Raw genomic sequence first — 15,381 nt, forward strand, 5'->3', positions numbered from 1 at the left:
GGGTTAACGGTCATGTGTTTATGCCCTGCGCGCGTAAACGCTACTCTTTCTCATAGCGCAGCTCGCGCCTGCCCTGCGTGGCCACCAGCGCGCCGTCCGCTTGCAATGCCAATGTCATATGCAACGGTGTGCGACCGGCGGATTCCGGCAGCTCCAGATCAATGCGCAGGGCGCGCGCCGTAATATCGGACTTGCTCACATCCACGCTGTGCCAGCGCGCGCCGGAAGGCAGCGGCACGAACACGGCCAGCGCCTTGAGCTCACCCGGCGCGATCGGCGCGCTGACGCCGTCCGCCCCTTCCGATTGCTTCGGCGTGCCGGCGTAATCGGCGCTGGCCGACGACATGGCCACGTCGACCTTCACCGGCCGGCCCTGGTAATACACACGCACCGTCAGCAGGTCGCCCTCGGCCGCGCGCGTATCCGCGCCGACCTTGCCGATGGCCGAGAACGGCTGGATCGGCGGCGTGTCCAGGATCACCTGCTTGCCATCGCTGCGCCATGCGCCGCTGGCCTGAATGTCCGTGGCGCCGTAGCTCATCAGATAATCGAAGCGGCCATCGGCCGACAGCAGCAGCTCGCTGCCCACTTCGCGCACGCCGCGCAGGTAGTAATGGCCGGCGAGGCGCGTGGCCGCCTTGGCCGCCGTCTTGCCGGCGGCCGGCGCGCGCGGGCAGGCCTGCTTGAGCGTGACACCGGCCGCCTGCAATGCGGCCGCGAAATCCGGCGACGCCTGGCAGGCCAGCGTCTGGCCGAAGGACTGGCCCGACGGCGCGGCCGCGCCGTCAAAGCGCGCCTGGTGCCGCGCCAGCAGCGCCAGCATGTCGGGCTGGCCGCTGGCCAGCGCCACCCAGGCGGGGCTGCGGCCCTGGGCATCGGCCGCGTCCGGCTTGGCGCCGGCGGCCAGCATGGCATCGGCCAGGTCGGCGCGGCCAAGCTCGATGGCCGTGCCCAGCGGCGTGGCGCCGCTTTCGCCCTGCGGCGCGTCCAGGTCGGCGCCCATTTCCTTCACGCGCCGCAGCACGTCGACCACGGTGTCGCGACGCGCGACCGCCAGTTGCCGGTCGCGCAGCAATGCCGACAGCAGGCGCTGCGGCAAGGCCTCTTCCTGGCGCGCGCAATCGGCGTGCGCGCCGCGATAGCCGGCCGCCTGCAATTGCGCGAAATAACCCGGCTTGTCGAGCAGGACGTACTCGCCGCCCGGCGGCAGGCAGGCGGCCTCGGGCGTTTGCCCGCTGCCCTGCGCCACGCGGGCGACCCGCGCCATGTCGCCCGAGGCCAGCGCCGCGTTCAACAATGCATAGGGGGCCGGCGCGCGCGGCAGGCGCGGGTCGTCCAGCCTGGCGCCGGCGCGCAACAGGCGCTCCAGCATGGCATCATCGCCGGCGCCGATGGCCCAATACAAGGTACTGCGGCCGTCCGGCGCCAGGCCGAGCGGGTCGGCGCCCCTGGCCAGCAAAGCGTCGACCATCGCGGCCTGCTCCGAGGTCACCGCCACCAGCAGCGGCGGCACGCCCTTGCGGTCGAACGCGTCGTCCGACGCGGCGGCGGGCGCCGGATTGACCGGCACGCCCGCGTCGATCAGATACGTGGCCATCGCCGTGTCGCGGTTGTCCAGCGCCTGGCGGATGGCATCGGCATCGAGGGTCTTCAAGTCCAGGCCGGCATCGGCCAATTGCCGCAGCATGGCCGCGCCCTGCTTGCCGGGCTGGCGCAGGGCCAGCGCCAGCGGCGAATGCGCGGGATCGGCCAGCAGCGCCTGCAGGGCCGGGGGCGCAGTGGCGGCGAGCAACTCGCGCAGCAGCGCCGCGTCATCCGCCTCCACCGCGCGCTCGATCGCCGACTTGCGGTCGTACCCCTGGCGCACCGCGGCCGGGTTGGCGCCCCCGGCGATCAACGCGCGCGCGGCGTCGGCCTGGCGCGCCCGTATCGCGTCCGCCAGCGGCGTGTCGCCATATTGGTCGTTGGCATCGCCGTCCACGGGCGCGCCCAACGCCAGCAGGCGCCGCAGCGTTGCCGTGTCGCCCTTGGCGGCGGCCAGGTTCAGGATGGGCCGTTCCTCGGCCTCCATCCGGACGAACACCGCGGGATCGGTGCCGGTGCGCGGGCCGCGCTGGTTGAACGGCATGCCGGCCCGCAGCAGCGGCGCGGCGATGTCACCGTGTCCGGCCACCACCGCGGCCTGGGCCGCGTCCAGCCACAGGTCGAGGTCGTCGGCGGCGCCGTAGGCCTTGTCCGGCGTGGTGCGCGGTCCCAGTTCGGCCAGCGCCGACGCCGCGCCGGCGTTGCCGGTGTAGGCGGCCAGCGCCAGCGGACTGGCGCCGTCGTCGTAGGCGGGCCGGGTGCCGGTGGCGGCCAGGGCGCGCACGACCTCGGCGCCTTCGGTCAGCTCGACCAGCGGCCCCCAGGCAAGATAGTCCGCGGCCTTGCGCGGCTGGCCCTGGGCGTCCTTGAAGGCCTGGCGCGTGGCATCGTCGGCATGCTCGTCGATATAGGCGAAGGGCCGCGCGGCGCCGGCCTTGAGCAGCGCCAGCACCATGCGGGTGGTTTCCTGGCGGTCGGGCAGCCGGGGCAGATAGGTCATGCGCACCGCGAATTCGAAATCGCGGTTGAGCAGGAATTCCAACGGGGTCTTGTTCTCGTCGCCGCGCTGGTCGGGCCGTGCGCCCGCGGCCAGCAGCATGTCCATCATCTCGGGCGAGCCATACAGCAGCGCCAGCTGCAATGAGGGGCGGCGCGACTCGTAGGTGATGTCATCGAGCGCCGGCTTGGTGGCCAGCAGGGACGCCAGCATGCGGGTGCGCGCCGGCAACGCGGCGCGATACGCCTGGCGCAGGCGCGCGGCCTCGTCCGCCGGCATGTCCCAATACACGTGCTTGCCGCGTTGCCCGGCCGGCATCAGCAGCGCATGCAGCAGCGGCACGCCTTCAAGCGCGTAGTCACCCGGCCGCGACACTTTTGCCAAGGCCGCGCTGAACGCGGCTTCGTCGCCGGCCTCCACCGCGCTGAACAGCGCGCGGGTGTCGGGCGTGTCGGCCGCCAGGTAATCGCGATAGGGCGAGGCGCAATCGCAATCGGCATTGGCGCCGGGCTTGGCGGCGGGCGGCGCCGGCGGCTCGACCGGCGTATCGGCCGGCGCCGCCTGCGCGGCGGCGGGCGCCTCGGCCCGGCTCTTGCTTTGCGCCTTGGTCGGAACCAGAGGTCCGGCGTGCGCCGAGGGCGCGGCCAGGACCGAAGCGGCCGCCAGCAGCGCCGCCCCCACGGCGGCCCGCCCGGCCGTGGGGCGCGCCGCGCGCGCATGCTTGCGTGTGTTCAACCGCATCCTTGCACCCTTGCCGGCCGGCATCCGCACGGCCCGTGTTGACCTTCCACCGACCTGCCCGCGCGTGTCAGAGATCGCGCGTCTCGCGCACTTGCCTGACTTCGACGCGGGCGCCGCCCTGCGCGAAGCTCAGGTCCAGGCCCTGCCCCGCCGCCAGGCTGGCGGCATCGCGCACGATGCGGCCGTCGGCGTCCCGGGCGATAGCATAGCCGCGCGCCAGCGTGTTGCCTGGATCGAGCGCGCGCAGTTGCGCCCCGGCCGCGGCCAGTTGGTCGCGGCGCCGCGCCAGCAGGCGCGCATGCGCCTGGCCCAGTTGACGCGTCACGGCGGCCAGGCGTTCAGCGCCGCGGCGGGTATCGGGCACGCGATGCGCCAGGCGCTGCGCCAGCAAGTTGACGCGGGCGCCGCGGCGCGCCTGCGGACCGGCCCAGGCCGAGGCCAGGCGGTAACTCAGGCCGTTCAGGCGTTCCCGCTGGTGTTCCAGGCGCTGGGCCGGCGAGACCAGTTGCGCGGTGGCGCGGTCCAGCCGCTGCGCCGCGCGTTCCAGGCGGCGCTGCTGCCCGCGCACCAGCGTCTCGGCCGCGTACATGACGCGGCCCAGCAGTTCCGAACGCGGCACGCAGGCCAGTTCGGCCGCCGCGGTCGGCGTGGGCGCGCGCACGTCGGCAACGAAATCGGCGATGGTGAAATCGGTCTCGTGACCGACGCCGCTGATGGTGGTGATGGCGCTGGCATCGATCGCGCGCGCCAGGGCCTCGTCGTTGAAGCTCCAGAGGTCCTCGATACTGCCGCCGCCGCGCACCAGCAGCAGCGTATCGACTTCGCCGCGGGCGTTCGCCAGGCGGATCTGCGCGGCCAGCCGGCCGGCCGCGTCGGCGCCCTGCACCGGCGCCGGGTAGATGATGACAGGCACCTGGGGGGCGCGCCGGGCCAGCGCCGACAGGACGTCGCGCAATGCGGCGGCGTGCAGCGAGGTGATCACGCCGATGGCGCGCGGCAGCGGCGCCGGCTCGCGCTTGCGCGCCGGGTCGAACAGGCCCTCGGCGTCGAGCTGTTCCTTCAGGCGCAGAAAGGCCTCGTACAGATTGCCCAGGCCGGCGCGGCGCATGGCATCGACCTGCAACTGGTAGTCGCCGCGCGGCTCGTACAGCGACACCCTGGCCCTGATTTCGACCTGGTCGCCAGCGCGCGGCACGAAACCCACCGCGCTGGCGCGGCCTCGGAACATGACGGCGCGCACCGCGGCGCGGCTGTCCTTGAGCGTGAAGTACCAATGCCCGGAAGCCGCCTGTGTGAAGTTGGAAATCTCGCCGCGCACCCACAGCGCCGGGATGCTGCGCTCCAACAACTGCCCCACTGCTTGGTTCAGTTGGGCAACCGTCAGGATATCCCGCGCAAATACGTTGTTTGTGACCGCAAGTTCAATTGTCATAAGGCTTTCCGATGCGTACCTGTCCACAGGGCATACGTAGCGGGCCGCAATGATACCGCGTCCGGGCATTTTTGCCGCGACTGGCCCGAAAGCCAGCAAATTCGACCTAAAGATATGATTTTTATGGAAATTCCAGCCACGCAGCGCTGCTCGAAATGGGAGCAAACAAGCGCAAGCCCTGTGCCGACAAGCGTTCCGGGGAAGTTTTGCACAGAATTATCCACAAATTCTGTGGATAGTTTCGGCGGTCGGCCGCCCTTGCCACTTCCCCGCCGCACCGTTACAGTTCCGGCTTGATCAGATGCCGGCGCGTGGCCCCGACCGCCCCCGGCCCTCTCCCCTGGAGTCGACCGTTTTGCTTTCCATCTTGCGCGAGGCCGGCTGGCCCATCTGGCCCCTGCTGGCGACTTCCGTGCTGGGCCTGGCGCTGATCTTCGAGCGCTTCCTGTCGCTGCGCCGCAGCCAGGTCATGCCGCGCGGCCTGAACGAGCAGGTCGCCGAGATGCTGCGCAACCGCCAGGACAGCCCCGAGGCCCTGAACCGCCTGGAACGCAATTCCCCGCTGGGCCGGGTGCTGGCCGAGGTCATGCGCCATCGTCACCTGCCGCGCGAGGAACTGCGCAACGTGGTCGAGGACACCGGCCGCGCCGTGGCCCATGACCTCAGCCGCTATATTCCGGCCATCGGCACCATTGCCGTGGTGGCGCCGCTGATGGGCCTGTTCGGCACGGTCGTCGGCATGATCGAAATCTTCGGCTCATATACGCCGGGCGGCGGCGATCCGGCCCAGCTGGCGCGCGGCATTTCCATCGCGCTGTACAACACCGGCTTCGGCATCCTCATCGCCATTCCCGCCATGATCGCCCACCGCTACCTGCGCGGTCGGGTCGACGGCTACCTGAACGCCATGGAAATCTCGGCCGCGCGCCTGGCGCGCGCCGTCTCGCCCGCGCCGCGCGAGGATCGCCCATGAATTTCCGGGGCTCCCGGGGCGACCGCGACGAGCTGGACATCAACCTGATCCCGCTCATCGACGTCCTGCTGGTCATCCTCATCTTCCTGGCCGCCACCACGTCCTTTGCCCGCTTCACGCAACTGAAGGTCACGCTGCCGCAGGCCTCGTCCGAGCAGGAAACCCCGCCGGCGCTGGAAGTGGCCATCAGCCAGGACGGGCGCTACGCGCTCAACGGCACCCTCATCGACGTGTCCACGCCGCCCGAGATCGCCGAGGTGCTGCGCCAGGCGGCGGCCGGCAAGACGGAACCGCTGGTGGTCATCAACGCCGACGCCCAGGCCACCCACCAGTCCGTGATCAACGTGATGGAGGCGGCCCGTCTGGCGGGCATCGGCCGCGTCAACTTCGCCGCCCAGACCGCCCGGTGAGCGCGCCGTCCTCCAAGGCCTCGCTGCTTGCGCGCCAATGGCAGCACGGCGGCTGGCTTTCCACCCTGCTGCGGCCGCTGGCCGCCCTCACCGCCCGCGTGGTGGCGCGCAAGCGCGCCGATTACCGCGACGGCCGCAAGACGGCCTATCGGGCGCCTGTGCCCGTGGTGGTGATCGGCAACATCTACGTGGGCGGCACCGGCAAGACGCCCATGGTCATTGCCACCGTCGACGCGCTGCGCGCCCGCGGCTATACGCCCGGCGTGGTCAGCCGCGGCTACGGCGTGAAACTCGGACCGCAGGCACGCGTCGGCCAGGGCGAACTGGCCGCGGCGCAATTCGGCGACGAGCCGGCTCTGATCGCGCGCGCCACCGGCGCGCCCGTGGCGGTGCATCCGCGCCGCGCGCTGGCGGCCCAGGCGCTGCTGCGCGCCCATCCCCAGGTGGACGTGATCGTTTCCGACGACGGCCTGCAACACCTGGCACTGGCCCGGGACGTGGAAATCGTGGTGCAGGACCAGCGCGGCGTCGGCAATGGCCGCCTGCTGCCCGCGGGCCCCTTGCGCGAACCCGCCAGCCGGCTGCGCGAGGTGGATGCGGTGATCACCAATATCGGCGTGCCCGACGGCCACGCAACGGCGCCCTCCGGCCCGGGGCCGCGCCAGGTCTCCATGTGGCTGGACCCCGATGACGCCCGCCAGATCGAGGGCGGCACGCGCCGCCCGCTGGCCGCCTTCGCCGGCCAGCCGGACGTGGCCGCGGCCGCCGGCATCGGCAACCCGGAACGTTTCTTCACCACGCTGCGGACCCAGGGCATCACGCTGGCGGCCACGCTGCCCCTGCCTGACCACCACGACTACGCCACTTCGCCCTTCCAGGCGCTGGCCGCGCGGACCATCCTGGTCACGTCCAAGGACGCCATCAAGTGCGCCGCGTTGCATGACGCGCGCCTGTGGGAAGTGCCGGTGCGGGCCGGCTTTTCCGACCCGCGATTGTTCGACTGGCTGGCGCAGGCGCTGCGCCAGCGCGCCCCGCGACAGCCTTCCTAGAAGAAGGCCGAACGCGCCGCGGCCGGACGCCGCGCGTACTCCGCCAGACCGCGCTTGCGGGCAGCCGCCGCGCGCAGCCGCAGCACCGCCAGGGGCGCATGCACCGCCAACAGCAGCAACGCCAGCGCCAGCCAGATGACGCGCGCCAGCGATGGCCACGGATCGTCCAGCGAACGGCGCGCATCGACGTCGACGACCGTCGCGCCGGACGCCTCGCGCCCGACCGCGGTGACCACGCCGCCGGCCTGGAACGGCCGGGCCCCATCGGCCGCCAGCATCGCGGTCTGGTGGCCCCACGACTGCAGCAGATCAGGCATGTTGTCGCGCGGCGGCAGTTGGGGCAGATCGGCGTAGCGGCCCGGCCACACCTGCAGGACCACGCCGCCGCGCTGGCGCGCCATCAGATCATTGCCCGCGCGCGCCAAGGCCTCGCGCACCTGGGGCTCCATGCTGCTCCTGGCCAGGCCGCGCAGCAGATCGGCGGCGCGCGTGATGATGACGCCATCATCGGCATTGCGCTGCTGCTTCAAGGCCCCGCCCTGTGCCAGCCGCAACAGTGCCAGCCAACTGTCCGGCTCGTCGCGCGCCAGCATCAGGCTGTCGACTGTCTCGGCCTTGAGGCGGTCGCACTCGGCGATGGCCTGGCCGGTGGCGGCCTCGCAGGCCAGCTCGATCGTCAGCACCAGATCGGTCACGCGGTTCACGGTCACCGCCGACACATTGCGGGCGTTGTAGGCGGCCAGCGGATTGCCGGCCATGCTGCCGTAGATCTGGTTGCGGACCAGCATGTCCATCATCGGATTGGGCCGGGTCTTCAGGAAAGCGCCCGAATACAACGCCAGCGCGGCCGGCGCCAGCCGCAGCTCGTCGGCCTGGATCGCATCGCCCTGCCAACGGATCCGCTCGCAGTCGAAGCGCACCTCGTCCTGACGATACGCATCGGGCTGGAACTGGCAGCGGCCCATCCCCTTCAAGGCCACCACGTCGCCAGGCGCGGGCGGGTCCTGCGCCAACGCCGTGGCCGAGTCGTAGACGCGCGGCTGGAAGCCGCGCGCCCAGGCCGACGTCAGCGCGACATCGCCGCGCAGATCGTCGCCGCCGACCAGGCCGAACGCCGCGCCGGCGATCAGCCCCGCGAGCGCCAGTGTCACATGGCGGCCCCAGGCCACCGGCGGGAACAGGCGCTGCTCCTCATCCACGGAAAAGCGATTGCCCAGGCGCAACACGGCATAGTCCTCCACCCGCAGGTCCACGTCGACGCGACCATCGTCCGGCAGTTCCAGGTTGGCGCGCCAATGATCGGGCAGCGTCACCGGCAGCTTGTCGCCCAGGAACAACTGGGTCGACACGGCCTGCGCATTGGCCGGGTTGGTCAGCACGATTGCGTTCAGTTCGCCACGCACCCGGTTTACTTTCTGCGCCGCGCCCAAGGGCCGGCGGCGCCAGGTCAGCCAGACGGCCAGCAGCGCGGGCGCGGCGGCCGATACAAGCCACGCCAGGCCGCCGCCCGCCGCGGCCACGCCCAGGCAGACAAACGCCGCCAGCCACAGCATGGCGGGCCAGAAGGCGATGCCGGCCGGACGGCGCCAGGCGATCTCGGCGGGCGTTTCCTCGCGCTGGCTGAGGATCTCGACCCGCATGGCCGCGGCGAACTCGTGCTCGGCCTGGACGTCCGGCGTCTGGCCCGCGCCATCCGCGGTGACCGCGTCGGCATCGACCACGTTCTGCATCTCGCCCAGCTTGCCGCTGGACCATTGCTGGTTCTGCTTCTGCCGGCGCGCCTCGCGCTCGCGGCCGCCGACCAGGTCGAATTCGCCGTTCAGCGCCACCACGATGGCGAATTTCTCCGTCAGCACCACTTCGGCCTGATTGTCCTCGCGCAGATAATCGCGCGCGTCGTAAGGCAGCACCACGTCGACGCCGCCCAGCGTGTCGTGCAGCGTGGCGGCGCCGTGGCTCGATTCCAGCCCGTGACGCACGAAGGCGCCGCGCAACGGGAACACGCCGTCATTGAGCAGCGCGACGCTTTGCGTGGGCTTGGCGGGCCGCACCAGGAATGGCTGCACCAGCGCCTGCTCCTCGGCGCCAAGGCGGCGCAACGGCTGGCCTTCCCGCTTGAGCTGGCGCAGTGCGTCCTTGTTGCCGCTGCGGCGCGCCATGTAGGTGATGGCGCTGATGACCGTCCAGGCCAGGATGATGAGCATCAGCCCGATGCGGATGGTGTTGGAATCCATTGTCGTGTTTCCTCTTTCCTCACGTCGCGGCGGATCATAGCCATCATCCGTCCCGAAATTTCGGGCACGGGGCATCAAAACATGACAACAATTAACAAAACACGTAATTCGATCCTCCCGCAGCCGTCATTTCCGACGCACCAGGCGGCCCGGCGCGGGCTGCGCCCGCCCAAACTGTTTTAGAATCCCGGTCATGGAATCCCGCCTTCTCGACATCCTCGTCTGCCCCCTGTGCAAGGGCCGCCTCGAACACGACCGGACCCGGGCCGAACTGGTCTGCCGCGCCGACCGCCTGGCGTTCCCGTTGCGCGACGGCATTCCCGTCATGCTTGAATCCGAGGCGCGTTCGCTGGACGACGCCGCCGCCGCGTCCTCCTGACCCGCCCCGCCGTGAGCTTCATCGCCCTGATCCCGGCGCGCACCGCCTCGACCCGCCTGCCCGACAAACCGCTTGCCGACATCGCCGGCAAGCCGATGGTGGTGCGCACGGCCGAGCGCGCGGCGCAATCCGGCGCCTCGCAGGTCTACATCGCCACGGATGACGCGCGCGTCCAGCATGCCGCCCAGGCCCACGGCCTGCGCGCCCTGATGACGCGCGGCGACCATCCCACCGGCACCGATCGCCTGGCCGAGGCCGTGGAACAGCTGGGCCTGCCGGACGACGCGATCGTCGTCAACGTGCAGGGCGACGAGCCGCTGATCGAACCCGAACTCATCGACGCCGTGGCCGCCCGCCTGGCCGACAGCCCGGAGGCGGACATCGCCACCTGCGCCTGTCCGCTGGCCGACGCCCAGGCGCTGTTCAACCCCAATGTGGTCAAGCTGGTCTGCGCCGTCGACGGCCGCGCGCTGTATTTCTCGCGCGCGCCGATCCCGTGGGCGCGCGACGCGCTGGCCGGCGGCGAACGCGTGCTGGCCGAGGGCCTGCCCGCCTGGCACCACATCGGCCTGTACGCCTACCGCGTGTCGTTCCTGCGCCGCTACCCGACCCTGCCGCAAGGCGCGCTGGAACGGTTCGAGTCGCTGGAGCAGCTGCGCGCGATGGAGCACGGCCACGTCATCGTCGTCCATCGGGCGTCGCATCCTCCGGCCGCCGGCGTAGACACCCCGGCCGACCTGGAACGCGTTCGCTTGATCTACAGCAATCGTCTATAAGGGTTATTTCGCATGGCGCGGCCCCGCAGAGGCTGTTGCGTTGCGGCATAATCGCTCGGATCACAAAAATTAAACCCCATTCAGGAGCACTCATGCGTCTCATCTTGCTCGGACCTCCCGGCGCCGGCAAAGGCACTCAGGCCGCGTTTCTCACCCAGCATTTCGGCATTCCCCAGATCTCCACCGGCGACATGCTGCGCGCGGCGGTCAAGGCCGGCACGCCCCTGGGCATCGAAGCCAAGAAGGTCATGGATGCCGGCGGCCTGGTCTCGGATGAGATCATCATCGGCCTGGTCCAGGATCGCCTGAAGCAGCCCGACTGCGCCAACGGCTACCTGTTCGACGGGTTCCCGCGCACCATTCCGCAAGCCGATGCGCTCAAGAGCGCCGGCGTCAAGCTGGACTACGTGGTCGAGATCGAAGTCCCCGAAGAAGACATCATCGAACGCATGAGCGGACGCCGCGTGCACCAGCCCAGCGGCCGCAGCTACCACGTGCGCTTCAACCCGCCCAAGGTCGAAGGCAAGGACGACGTCACCGGCGAAGACCTGATCCAGCGCGACGACGATCGCGAGGAAACGGTGCGCAACCGCCTGAACGTGTACCGCCAGCAGACCCGTCCGCTGGTCGACTACTACTCGTCCTGGGCCCAGCAGAACCCGGCCGACGCGCCGAAGTACCGCAAGATCTCCGGCGTCGGCGCGGTCGAGGAAATCAAGTCGCGCCTGTTCGACGCCGTCAAGAGCTGATCGGCGCTTCGCAGGCCCAGGCCTTCGGCGCCGGCCGGACGCGACGCGTTCCGCCCCCGGCCCGAAGGCCTTTTCGCATCCGGCGCCCGGCGCGCCGCTTTCATCCCTTGAATTGATCTGGTGGTAGAAACATGGAAATCGCGAACAAGGTATTCATCGTGACCGGCGGCGCATCCGGCCTGGGCGCCGGCACCGTGCGCATGCTGGTGGCCAACGGCGCCAAGGTCGTCATCGCCGACCTGCAGGACGGCCCTGGCGAGGAACTGGCCAAGGAACTGGGCCAGCGCTACGTCCACTGCGACGTGACGCAAGAGGCCGACGGCCAGCGCGCCGTTGCCGCCGCCAAGGAACTCGGCGCCCTGTTCGGCCTGGTCAACTGCGCCGGCGTGGCGCCGGCCGCCAAGATCGTCGGCAAGAACGGCGCGCATCCGCTGGACCTGTTCCAGAAGGTCGTGTCGATCAACCTGATCGGCAGCTTCAACATGATGCGACTGGCCGCCGAGGCCATGAGCGGCAACACGCCCGAGCCCACCGGCGAGCGCGGCGTGATGATCAACACGGCCTCGGTCGCCGCGTTCGACGGCCAGATCGGCCAGGCGGCCTACGCCGCCTCCAAGGCCGGCGTGGCCGGCATGACCCTGCCGATCGCCCGCGACCTGGCCAAGACCGGCATCCGCTGCATGACGATCGCTCCCGGCATCTTCGGCACGCCGATGATCTTCGGCATGCCGCAGGAAGTGCAGGACTCGCTGGCCGCCAGCATCCCCTTCCCCGCCCGCCTGGGCCGTCCGGAGGACTACGCCAAGCTGGTGCACGCCATCATCACCAACGACATGCTGAACGGCGAGACGATCCGCCTGGATGGCGCCATCCGGATGCCGCCGAAGTAAAAATGCCCCCACGCTTCGCCCCCTGCGGGGGCTCTCTGCCCCCCGAGGGGGCTTTTTCCCCTTGGGGCGGCCCGGCGGGGAATATGCCCCCACGCTTCGCCCCCTGCGGGGGCTCTCTGCCCCCCGAGGGGGCTTTTTCCCCTTGGGGCGGCCCGGCGGGGAATATGCCCCCACGCTTCGCCCCCTGCGGGGGCTCTCTGCCCCCCGAGGGGGCTTTTTCCCCTTGGGGCGGCCCGGCGGGGAAAAGCCATCCTTTGAAGCGCCCGGGCATGCAGCGGTCCTTCCCTTCGAGGAAGGCTATTTTCCATTGACGGCCGTCCGCCTCCATCCAGTCACCCCCATGAGCCTGTTCCGTTCCGCGGCCACCGTCAGCAGCTTCACCCTGCTGTCCCGTATTTCCGGGCTGGTGCGCGACATCCTGGTGGCGCGCGCCTTCGGCGCCGGCCCCATCACCGACGCCTTCTGGGTCGCCTTCCGCATTCCCAACCTGTTACGCAGGCTGTTCGCCGAGGGCGCCTTCGCCCAGGCCTTCGTGCCGATCCTGGGCCATGCCCGCAACAACCGCTCCGAAGCCGAGGTCCGCACCCTGCTGGACCGGGTGGCGCTGCTGCTCACCGCAGCCCTGATGGCGATCACGCTGATCGGCATCATCGCCGCGCCCTGGGTGGTGTCGGCCATGGCCAGCGGCCTGCGCGGCGCCGCGCGCGACACCGAATTTGGCGCCGCGGTGTGGATGACGCGGGTGATGTTTCCCTACATCTTCTGCATGTCGCTGATTGCGTTCGCCTCCGGCGTGCTCAACACCTGGCGGCGCTTTGCCGTGCCGGCCTTCACGCCAGTGCTGCTGAACCTGTCCATGATCGCCGCCTGCCTCTGGCTGGCCCCGCGCATGGACGTGCCGGTCTATGCCCTGGCCATCGGCGTGATGATCGGCGGCGTGGCGCAACTGGCCGTGCAATGGGTGGCGCTGGCGCGGCTGGGCCTGACGCCGCGCTTCTCGCTGCGCTTTCGCGAAGCCTGGGCCGACCCGACGGTGCAGCGCATCCTCAAGCAGATGGCGCCCGCCACGCTGGGCGTGTCGGTGGCGCAGATTTCGCTGCTGATCAACACCAACATCGCCACCTGGCTCACGCCCGGCAGCGTTACCTGGCTGTCGTTCGCCGACCGCCTGATGGAATTCCCGACCGCCCTGCTGGGGGTGGCGCTGGGCACGGTGCTGCTGCCGAGCCTGTCGGCCGCCCACGCCCGCGACGACCATGGCGGCTACAGCGCGCTGCTCGACTGGGGCCTGCGGCTGGTGCTGCTGCTGGGACTGCCAGCGGCGGTGGGCATGGCGCTGCTGTCGGACGGCCTGGTGGCAACGCTCTTCCACTATGGCGCGTTTTCGGCGCAGGATGTGCTGCAGACCCGGCTGGCCGTGATTTCCTATTCGGCCGGCCTGATCGGCCTGCTGGCGGTGAAGATCCTGGCGCCCGGCTTCTATGCCAAGCAGGACATCCGCACGCCGGTGAAGATCGCCATCGGCGTACTGATCCTGACCCAGCTGATGAACCTGGCGCTGGTGCCGCTGCTGGCCCACGCCGGCCTGGCGCTCGCCATCGGTCTGGGCGCCTGCCTGAACGCGCTGGCGCTGCTGATCGGCCTGCGCCGCCGGGGCGTCTACCAACCCGGCAGCGGCTGGGGCCGCTTCACGCTGCGGCTGATCCCGGCGCTGGCGGCGCTGGCCGCCCTGCTCGTCTACGCTGATGGCCGTATTGACTGGATCGGCCTGCAGACCCATTCCGGCCACCGCGCGCTGTGGCTGGGCGGCGTGCTGGCGGCGAGCGGGGCGGTCTACTTCGGCATGTTGTTACTGTTTGGGTTCCGTCCCCGGGACTTCGGACGCCGGGCCGCTCGATGATTTTCGGCGTTTTCCCCGCCATCTCCGCAAAAAGCCGGCCAGCCGCCGGCTTTTTTTGCATTTGATTCGTCAAGAATTGACAAGCACCCGGTAATCTTTGGTAAAAAACCTTTATTATTTACAAATTGCCATCGAAAGGATTCCCGTCCGGCCTCCGCCGGGCGGCGTGATGAAGTGAAGTACGCCCAAGGACACCCCATGGCGGACCAAGTAATCAATTGGTTGCTGCTGCTGCGCTCCGGTAAAGCGACGGCGCAGGACTACAACGATTTCCTGGCGTGGCGCGCAGCAGATCCTCTCCATGAGAATGCCTGGCAACAATTGACGGGCACATTGACAGGATCGAACTTCGGCCGGTTGGGCGACGCCTACCCGGCCGGCTATGCCACGGCAGCCCCGCCACCGCTGATTTCCGCTCCGCCGGCCCCCACGGCCGTCGGCGTGCCGCCGCGTCGCCGCTTCCTGGCCGGCTCGCTCGCGCTCGCCAGCGCCGGGGCCTGCGCCGCCTACGTGGGCAATGCCTTCTATCCGCTGAGCAATGTCGCGGCCGATGCCGCCACGGCCACCGGCGAGCGCCGCCGCTACATCCTGTCCGACGGCAGTCAGCTGCTGCTGGACGCCCGCAGCCGCGTCAACCTGGATTTCTCCCCCGCCTACCGCCAGGTGCGCCTGCTGGACGGCGCCGTCACGGTCTCGGTGGCGCCCGACGCCCGCCGGCCGTTCCTGGTCCAGACCGCCGAGGGCACCGTGCGCGCGCTGGGCACCCGCTACATGGTGCGCCAGCAGGCCCAGCGCACCGTGGTGGTGGTGCATGAACACGAAGTCGTGGTGGAAACCATGGCCGGCGCCCACGGCATCGTCCGCGCCGGCACCGGCGCCCGTTTCGACGCCTCGCGCATCGACACCCCGCGCGCCGAACTGATGGCCGAGGCCGCCTGGGAAGCCGGCTGGGTCGATGCCCGTGGCCGCCCCCTGGCCGAAGTCATCGCCGCCCTGCGCCCCTACCGCAGCGGCACCCTGCGGGTCTCCATGGCCGCCGGCGGCCTGCCGGTGTCCGGACATTTCCCGCTGGACGATACCGACGCCGCGCTCGATGCGCTGCAGGACCAGATGCCGATCCAAGTGCGGCGCTATACCCCCTGGTTCGTGTCGATCAACGTCGCGACCTGACCACGGTCGCCGACGCGCGGCTGTAACGAAAAGCCGCTTCGTTGTATACTCGGTACCGTATTTTTATCCAGTAGGCGCGGCAGGGCCACCATCAGGC

At 70.3% G+C, this 15,381-nt stretch carries 12 protein-coding genes; 9 read left to right on the forward strand and 3 right to left on the reverse strand.

Translation table 11 applies throughout. The features are described 5' to 3' along the window. Positions 1–40 precede the first annotated feature (40 nt). Positions 41–3,322 (reverse strand): permease, encoded by a 3,282-nt coding sequence (locus ABFG95_RS03570; RefSeq protein ID WP_348995463.1) that lies wholly within the window; start codon positions 3,320–3,322, stop codon positions 41–43. Between the two features lie 67 nt (positions 3,323–3,389). Next, positions 3,390–4,754, reverse strand: coding sequence for an exodeoxyribonuclease VII large subunit (xseA, locus tag ABFG95_RS03575; protein WP_059271491.1), 1,365 nt, complete (start codon positions 4,752–4,754; stop codon positions 3,390–3,392). Between the two features lie 355 nt (positions 4,755–5,109). Between xseA and ABFG95_RS03580 the strand changes: the two genes are divergently transcribed. From ABFG95_RS03580 to lpxK, 3 genes are read left to right on the forward strand one after another with little or no spacing between them, the layout of a single operon-like run. Continuing rightward, positions 5,110–5,727, forward strand: coding sequence for a MotA/TolQ/ExbB proton channel family protein (locus ABFG95_RS03580; RefSeq protein ID WP_049073098.1), 618 nt, complete (start codon positions 5,110–5,112; stop codon positions 5,725–5,727). Next, a complete protein-coding gene (locus ABFG95_RS03585; RefSeq protein WP_049073097.1) occupies positions 5,724–6,137 on the forward strand; it encodes a biopolymer transporter ExbD in 414 nt (137 codons plus the stop codon). The genes ABFG95_RS03580 and ABFG95_RS03585 overlap by 4 nt, the downstream gene beginning before the upstream one ends. Further along, positions 6,134–7,186, forward strand: coding sequence for a tetraacyldisaccharide 4'-kinase (gene lpxK, locus ABFG95_RS03590; protein ID WP_175146363.1), 1,053 nt, complete (start codon positions 6,134–6,136; stop codon positions 7,184–7,186). The genes ABFG95_RS03585 and lpxK overlap by 4 nt, the downstream gene beginning before the upstream one ends. On the opposite strand, the gene ABFG95_RS03595 is transcribed toward lpxK, so the two are convergent. After that, positions 7,183–9,420, reverse strand: a complete 2,238-nt coding sequence (locus tag ABFG95_RS03595) for an IgaA/UmoB family intracellular growth attenuator (RefSeq protein ID WP_278990517.1) — start codon at positions 9,418–9,420, stop codon at positions 7,183–7,185. The genes lpxK and ABFG95_RS03595 overlap by 4 nt on opposite strands. Positions 9,421–9,613: 193 nt before the next feature. Here ABFG95_RS03595 and ABFG95_RS03600 point away from each other — a divergent pair, with 193 nt between their 5' ends. The 6 genes from ABFG95_RS03600 (at position 9,614) to ABFG95_RS03625 (ending at position 15,284) form a co-directional block, all read left to right on the forward strand. Continuing rightward, on the forward strand, positions 9,614–9,799 hold the full coding sequence (locus tag ABFG95_RS03600) for a Trm112 family protein (RefSeq protein WP_049073094.1): 186 nt from the start codon (positions 9,614–9,616) through the stop codon (positions 9,797–9,799). Positions 9,800–9,810: 11 nt separating this feature from the next. Beyond that, positions 9,811–10,575 carry a 3-deoxy-manno-octulosonate cytidylyltransferase gene (gene kdsB / locus ABFG95_RS03605; protein WP_049073093.1) on the forward strand — a complete coding sequence of 255 codons (765 nt, stop codon included), beginning with the start codon at positions 9,811–9,813 and terminating at the stop codon, positions 10,573–10,575. Positions 10,576–10,667: 92 nt separating this feature from the next. Next, a complete protein-coding gene (gene adk / locus ABFG95_RS03610) occupies positions 10,668–11,324 on the forward strand; it encodes an adenylate kinase (RefSeq protein WP_049073092.1) in 657 nt (218 codons plus the stop codon). 131 nt (positions 11,325–11,455) lie between these two features. After that, on the forward strand, positions 11,456–12,214 hold the full coding sequence (locus ABFG95_RS03615; protein ID WP_059271497.1) for a 3-hydroxyacyl-CoA dehydrogenase: 759 nt from the start codon (positions 11,456–11,458) through the stop codon (positions 12,212–12,214). A 340-nt stretch (positions 12,215–12,554) separates the two neighbouring features. Beyond that, the gene (gene murJ / locus ABFG95_RS03620) at positions 12,555–14,114 is read left to right on the forward strand and encodes a murein biosynthesis integral membrane protein MurJ (protein WP_238909195.1); all 1,560 of its coding nucleotides are present in this window, start codon (positions 12,555–12,557) and stop codon (positions 14,112–14,114) included. A gap of 198 nt (positions 14,115–14,312) precedes the next feature. Next, complete coding sequence (locus ABFG95_RS03625) at positions 14,313–15,284, forward strand: FecR domain-containing protein (protein WP_059271500.1); 972 nt, start codon at positions 14,313–14,315, stop codon at positions 15,282–15,284. Positions 15,285–15,381: the final 97 nt, after the last annotated feature.

It is taken from the genome of Achromobacter sp. HNDS-1, assembly GCF_040084795.1.
Taxonomy (GTDB): Bacteria; Pseudomonadota; Gammaproteobacteria; order Burkholderiales; family Burkholderiaceae_B; genus Achromobacter; species Achromobacter ruhlandii.

Excerpts from the sequence above, each read along its gene's own strand:
- ABFG95_RS03570 (WP_348995463.1), bottom strand. The coding sequence starts at position 3,322 with ATGCGGTTGAACACACGCAAGCATGCGCGCGCGGCGCGCCCCACGGCC.
- xseA (WP_059271491.1), bottom strand. The coding sequence starts at position 4,754 with ATGACAATTGAACTTGCGGTCACAAACAACGTATTTGCGCGGGATATC.
- ABFG95_RS03585 (WP_049073097.1), top strand. The coding sequence starts at position 5,724 with ATGAATTTCCGGGGCTCCCGGGGCGACCGCGACGAGCTGGACATCAAC.
- ABFG95_RS03595 (WP_278990517.1), bottom strand. The coding sequence starts at position 9,420 with ATGGATTCCAACACCATCCGCATCGGGCTGATGCTCATCATCCTGGCC.
- ABFG95_RS03600 (WP_049073094.1), top strand. The coding sequence starts at position 9,614 with ATGGAATCCCGCCTTCTCGACATCCTCGTCTGCCCCCTGTGCAAGGGC.
- adk (WP_049073092.1), top strand. The coding sequence starts at position 10,668 with ATGCGTCTCATCTTGCTCGGACCTCCCGGCGCCGGCAAAGGCACTCAG.
- ABFG95_RS03615 (WP_059271497.1), top strand. The coding sequence starts at position 11,456 with ATGGAAATCGCGAACAAGGTATTCATCGTGACCGGCGGCGCATCCGGC.
- murJ (WP_238909195.1), top strand. The coding sequence starts at position 12,555 with ATGAGCCTGTTCCGTTCCGCGGCCACCGTCAGCAGCTTCACCCTGCTG.
- ABFG95_RS03625 (WP_059271500.1), top strand. The coding sequence starts at position 14,313 with ATGGCGGACCAAGTAATCAATTGGTTGCTGCTGCTGCGCTCCGGTAAA.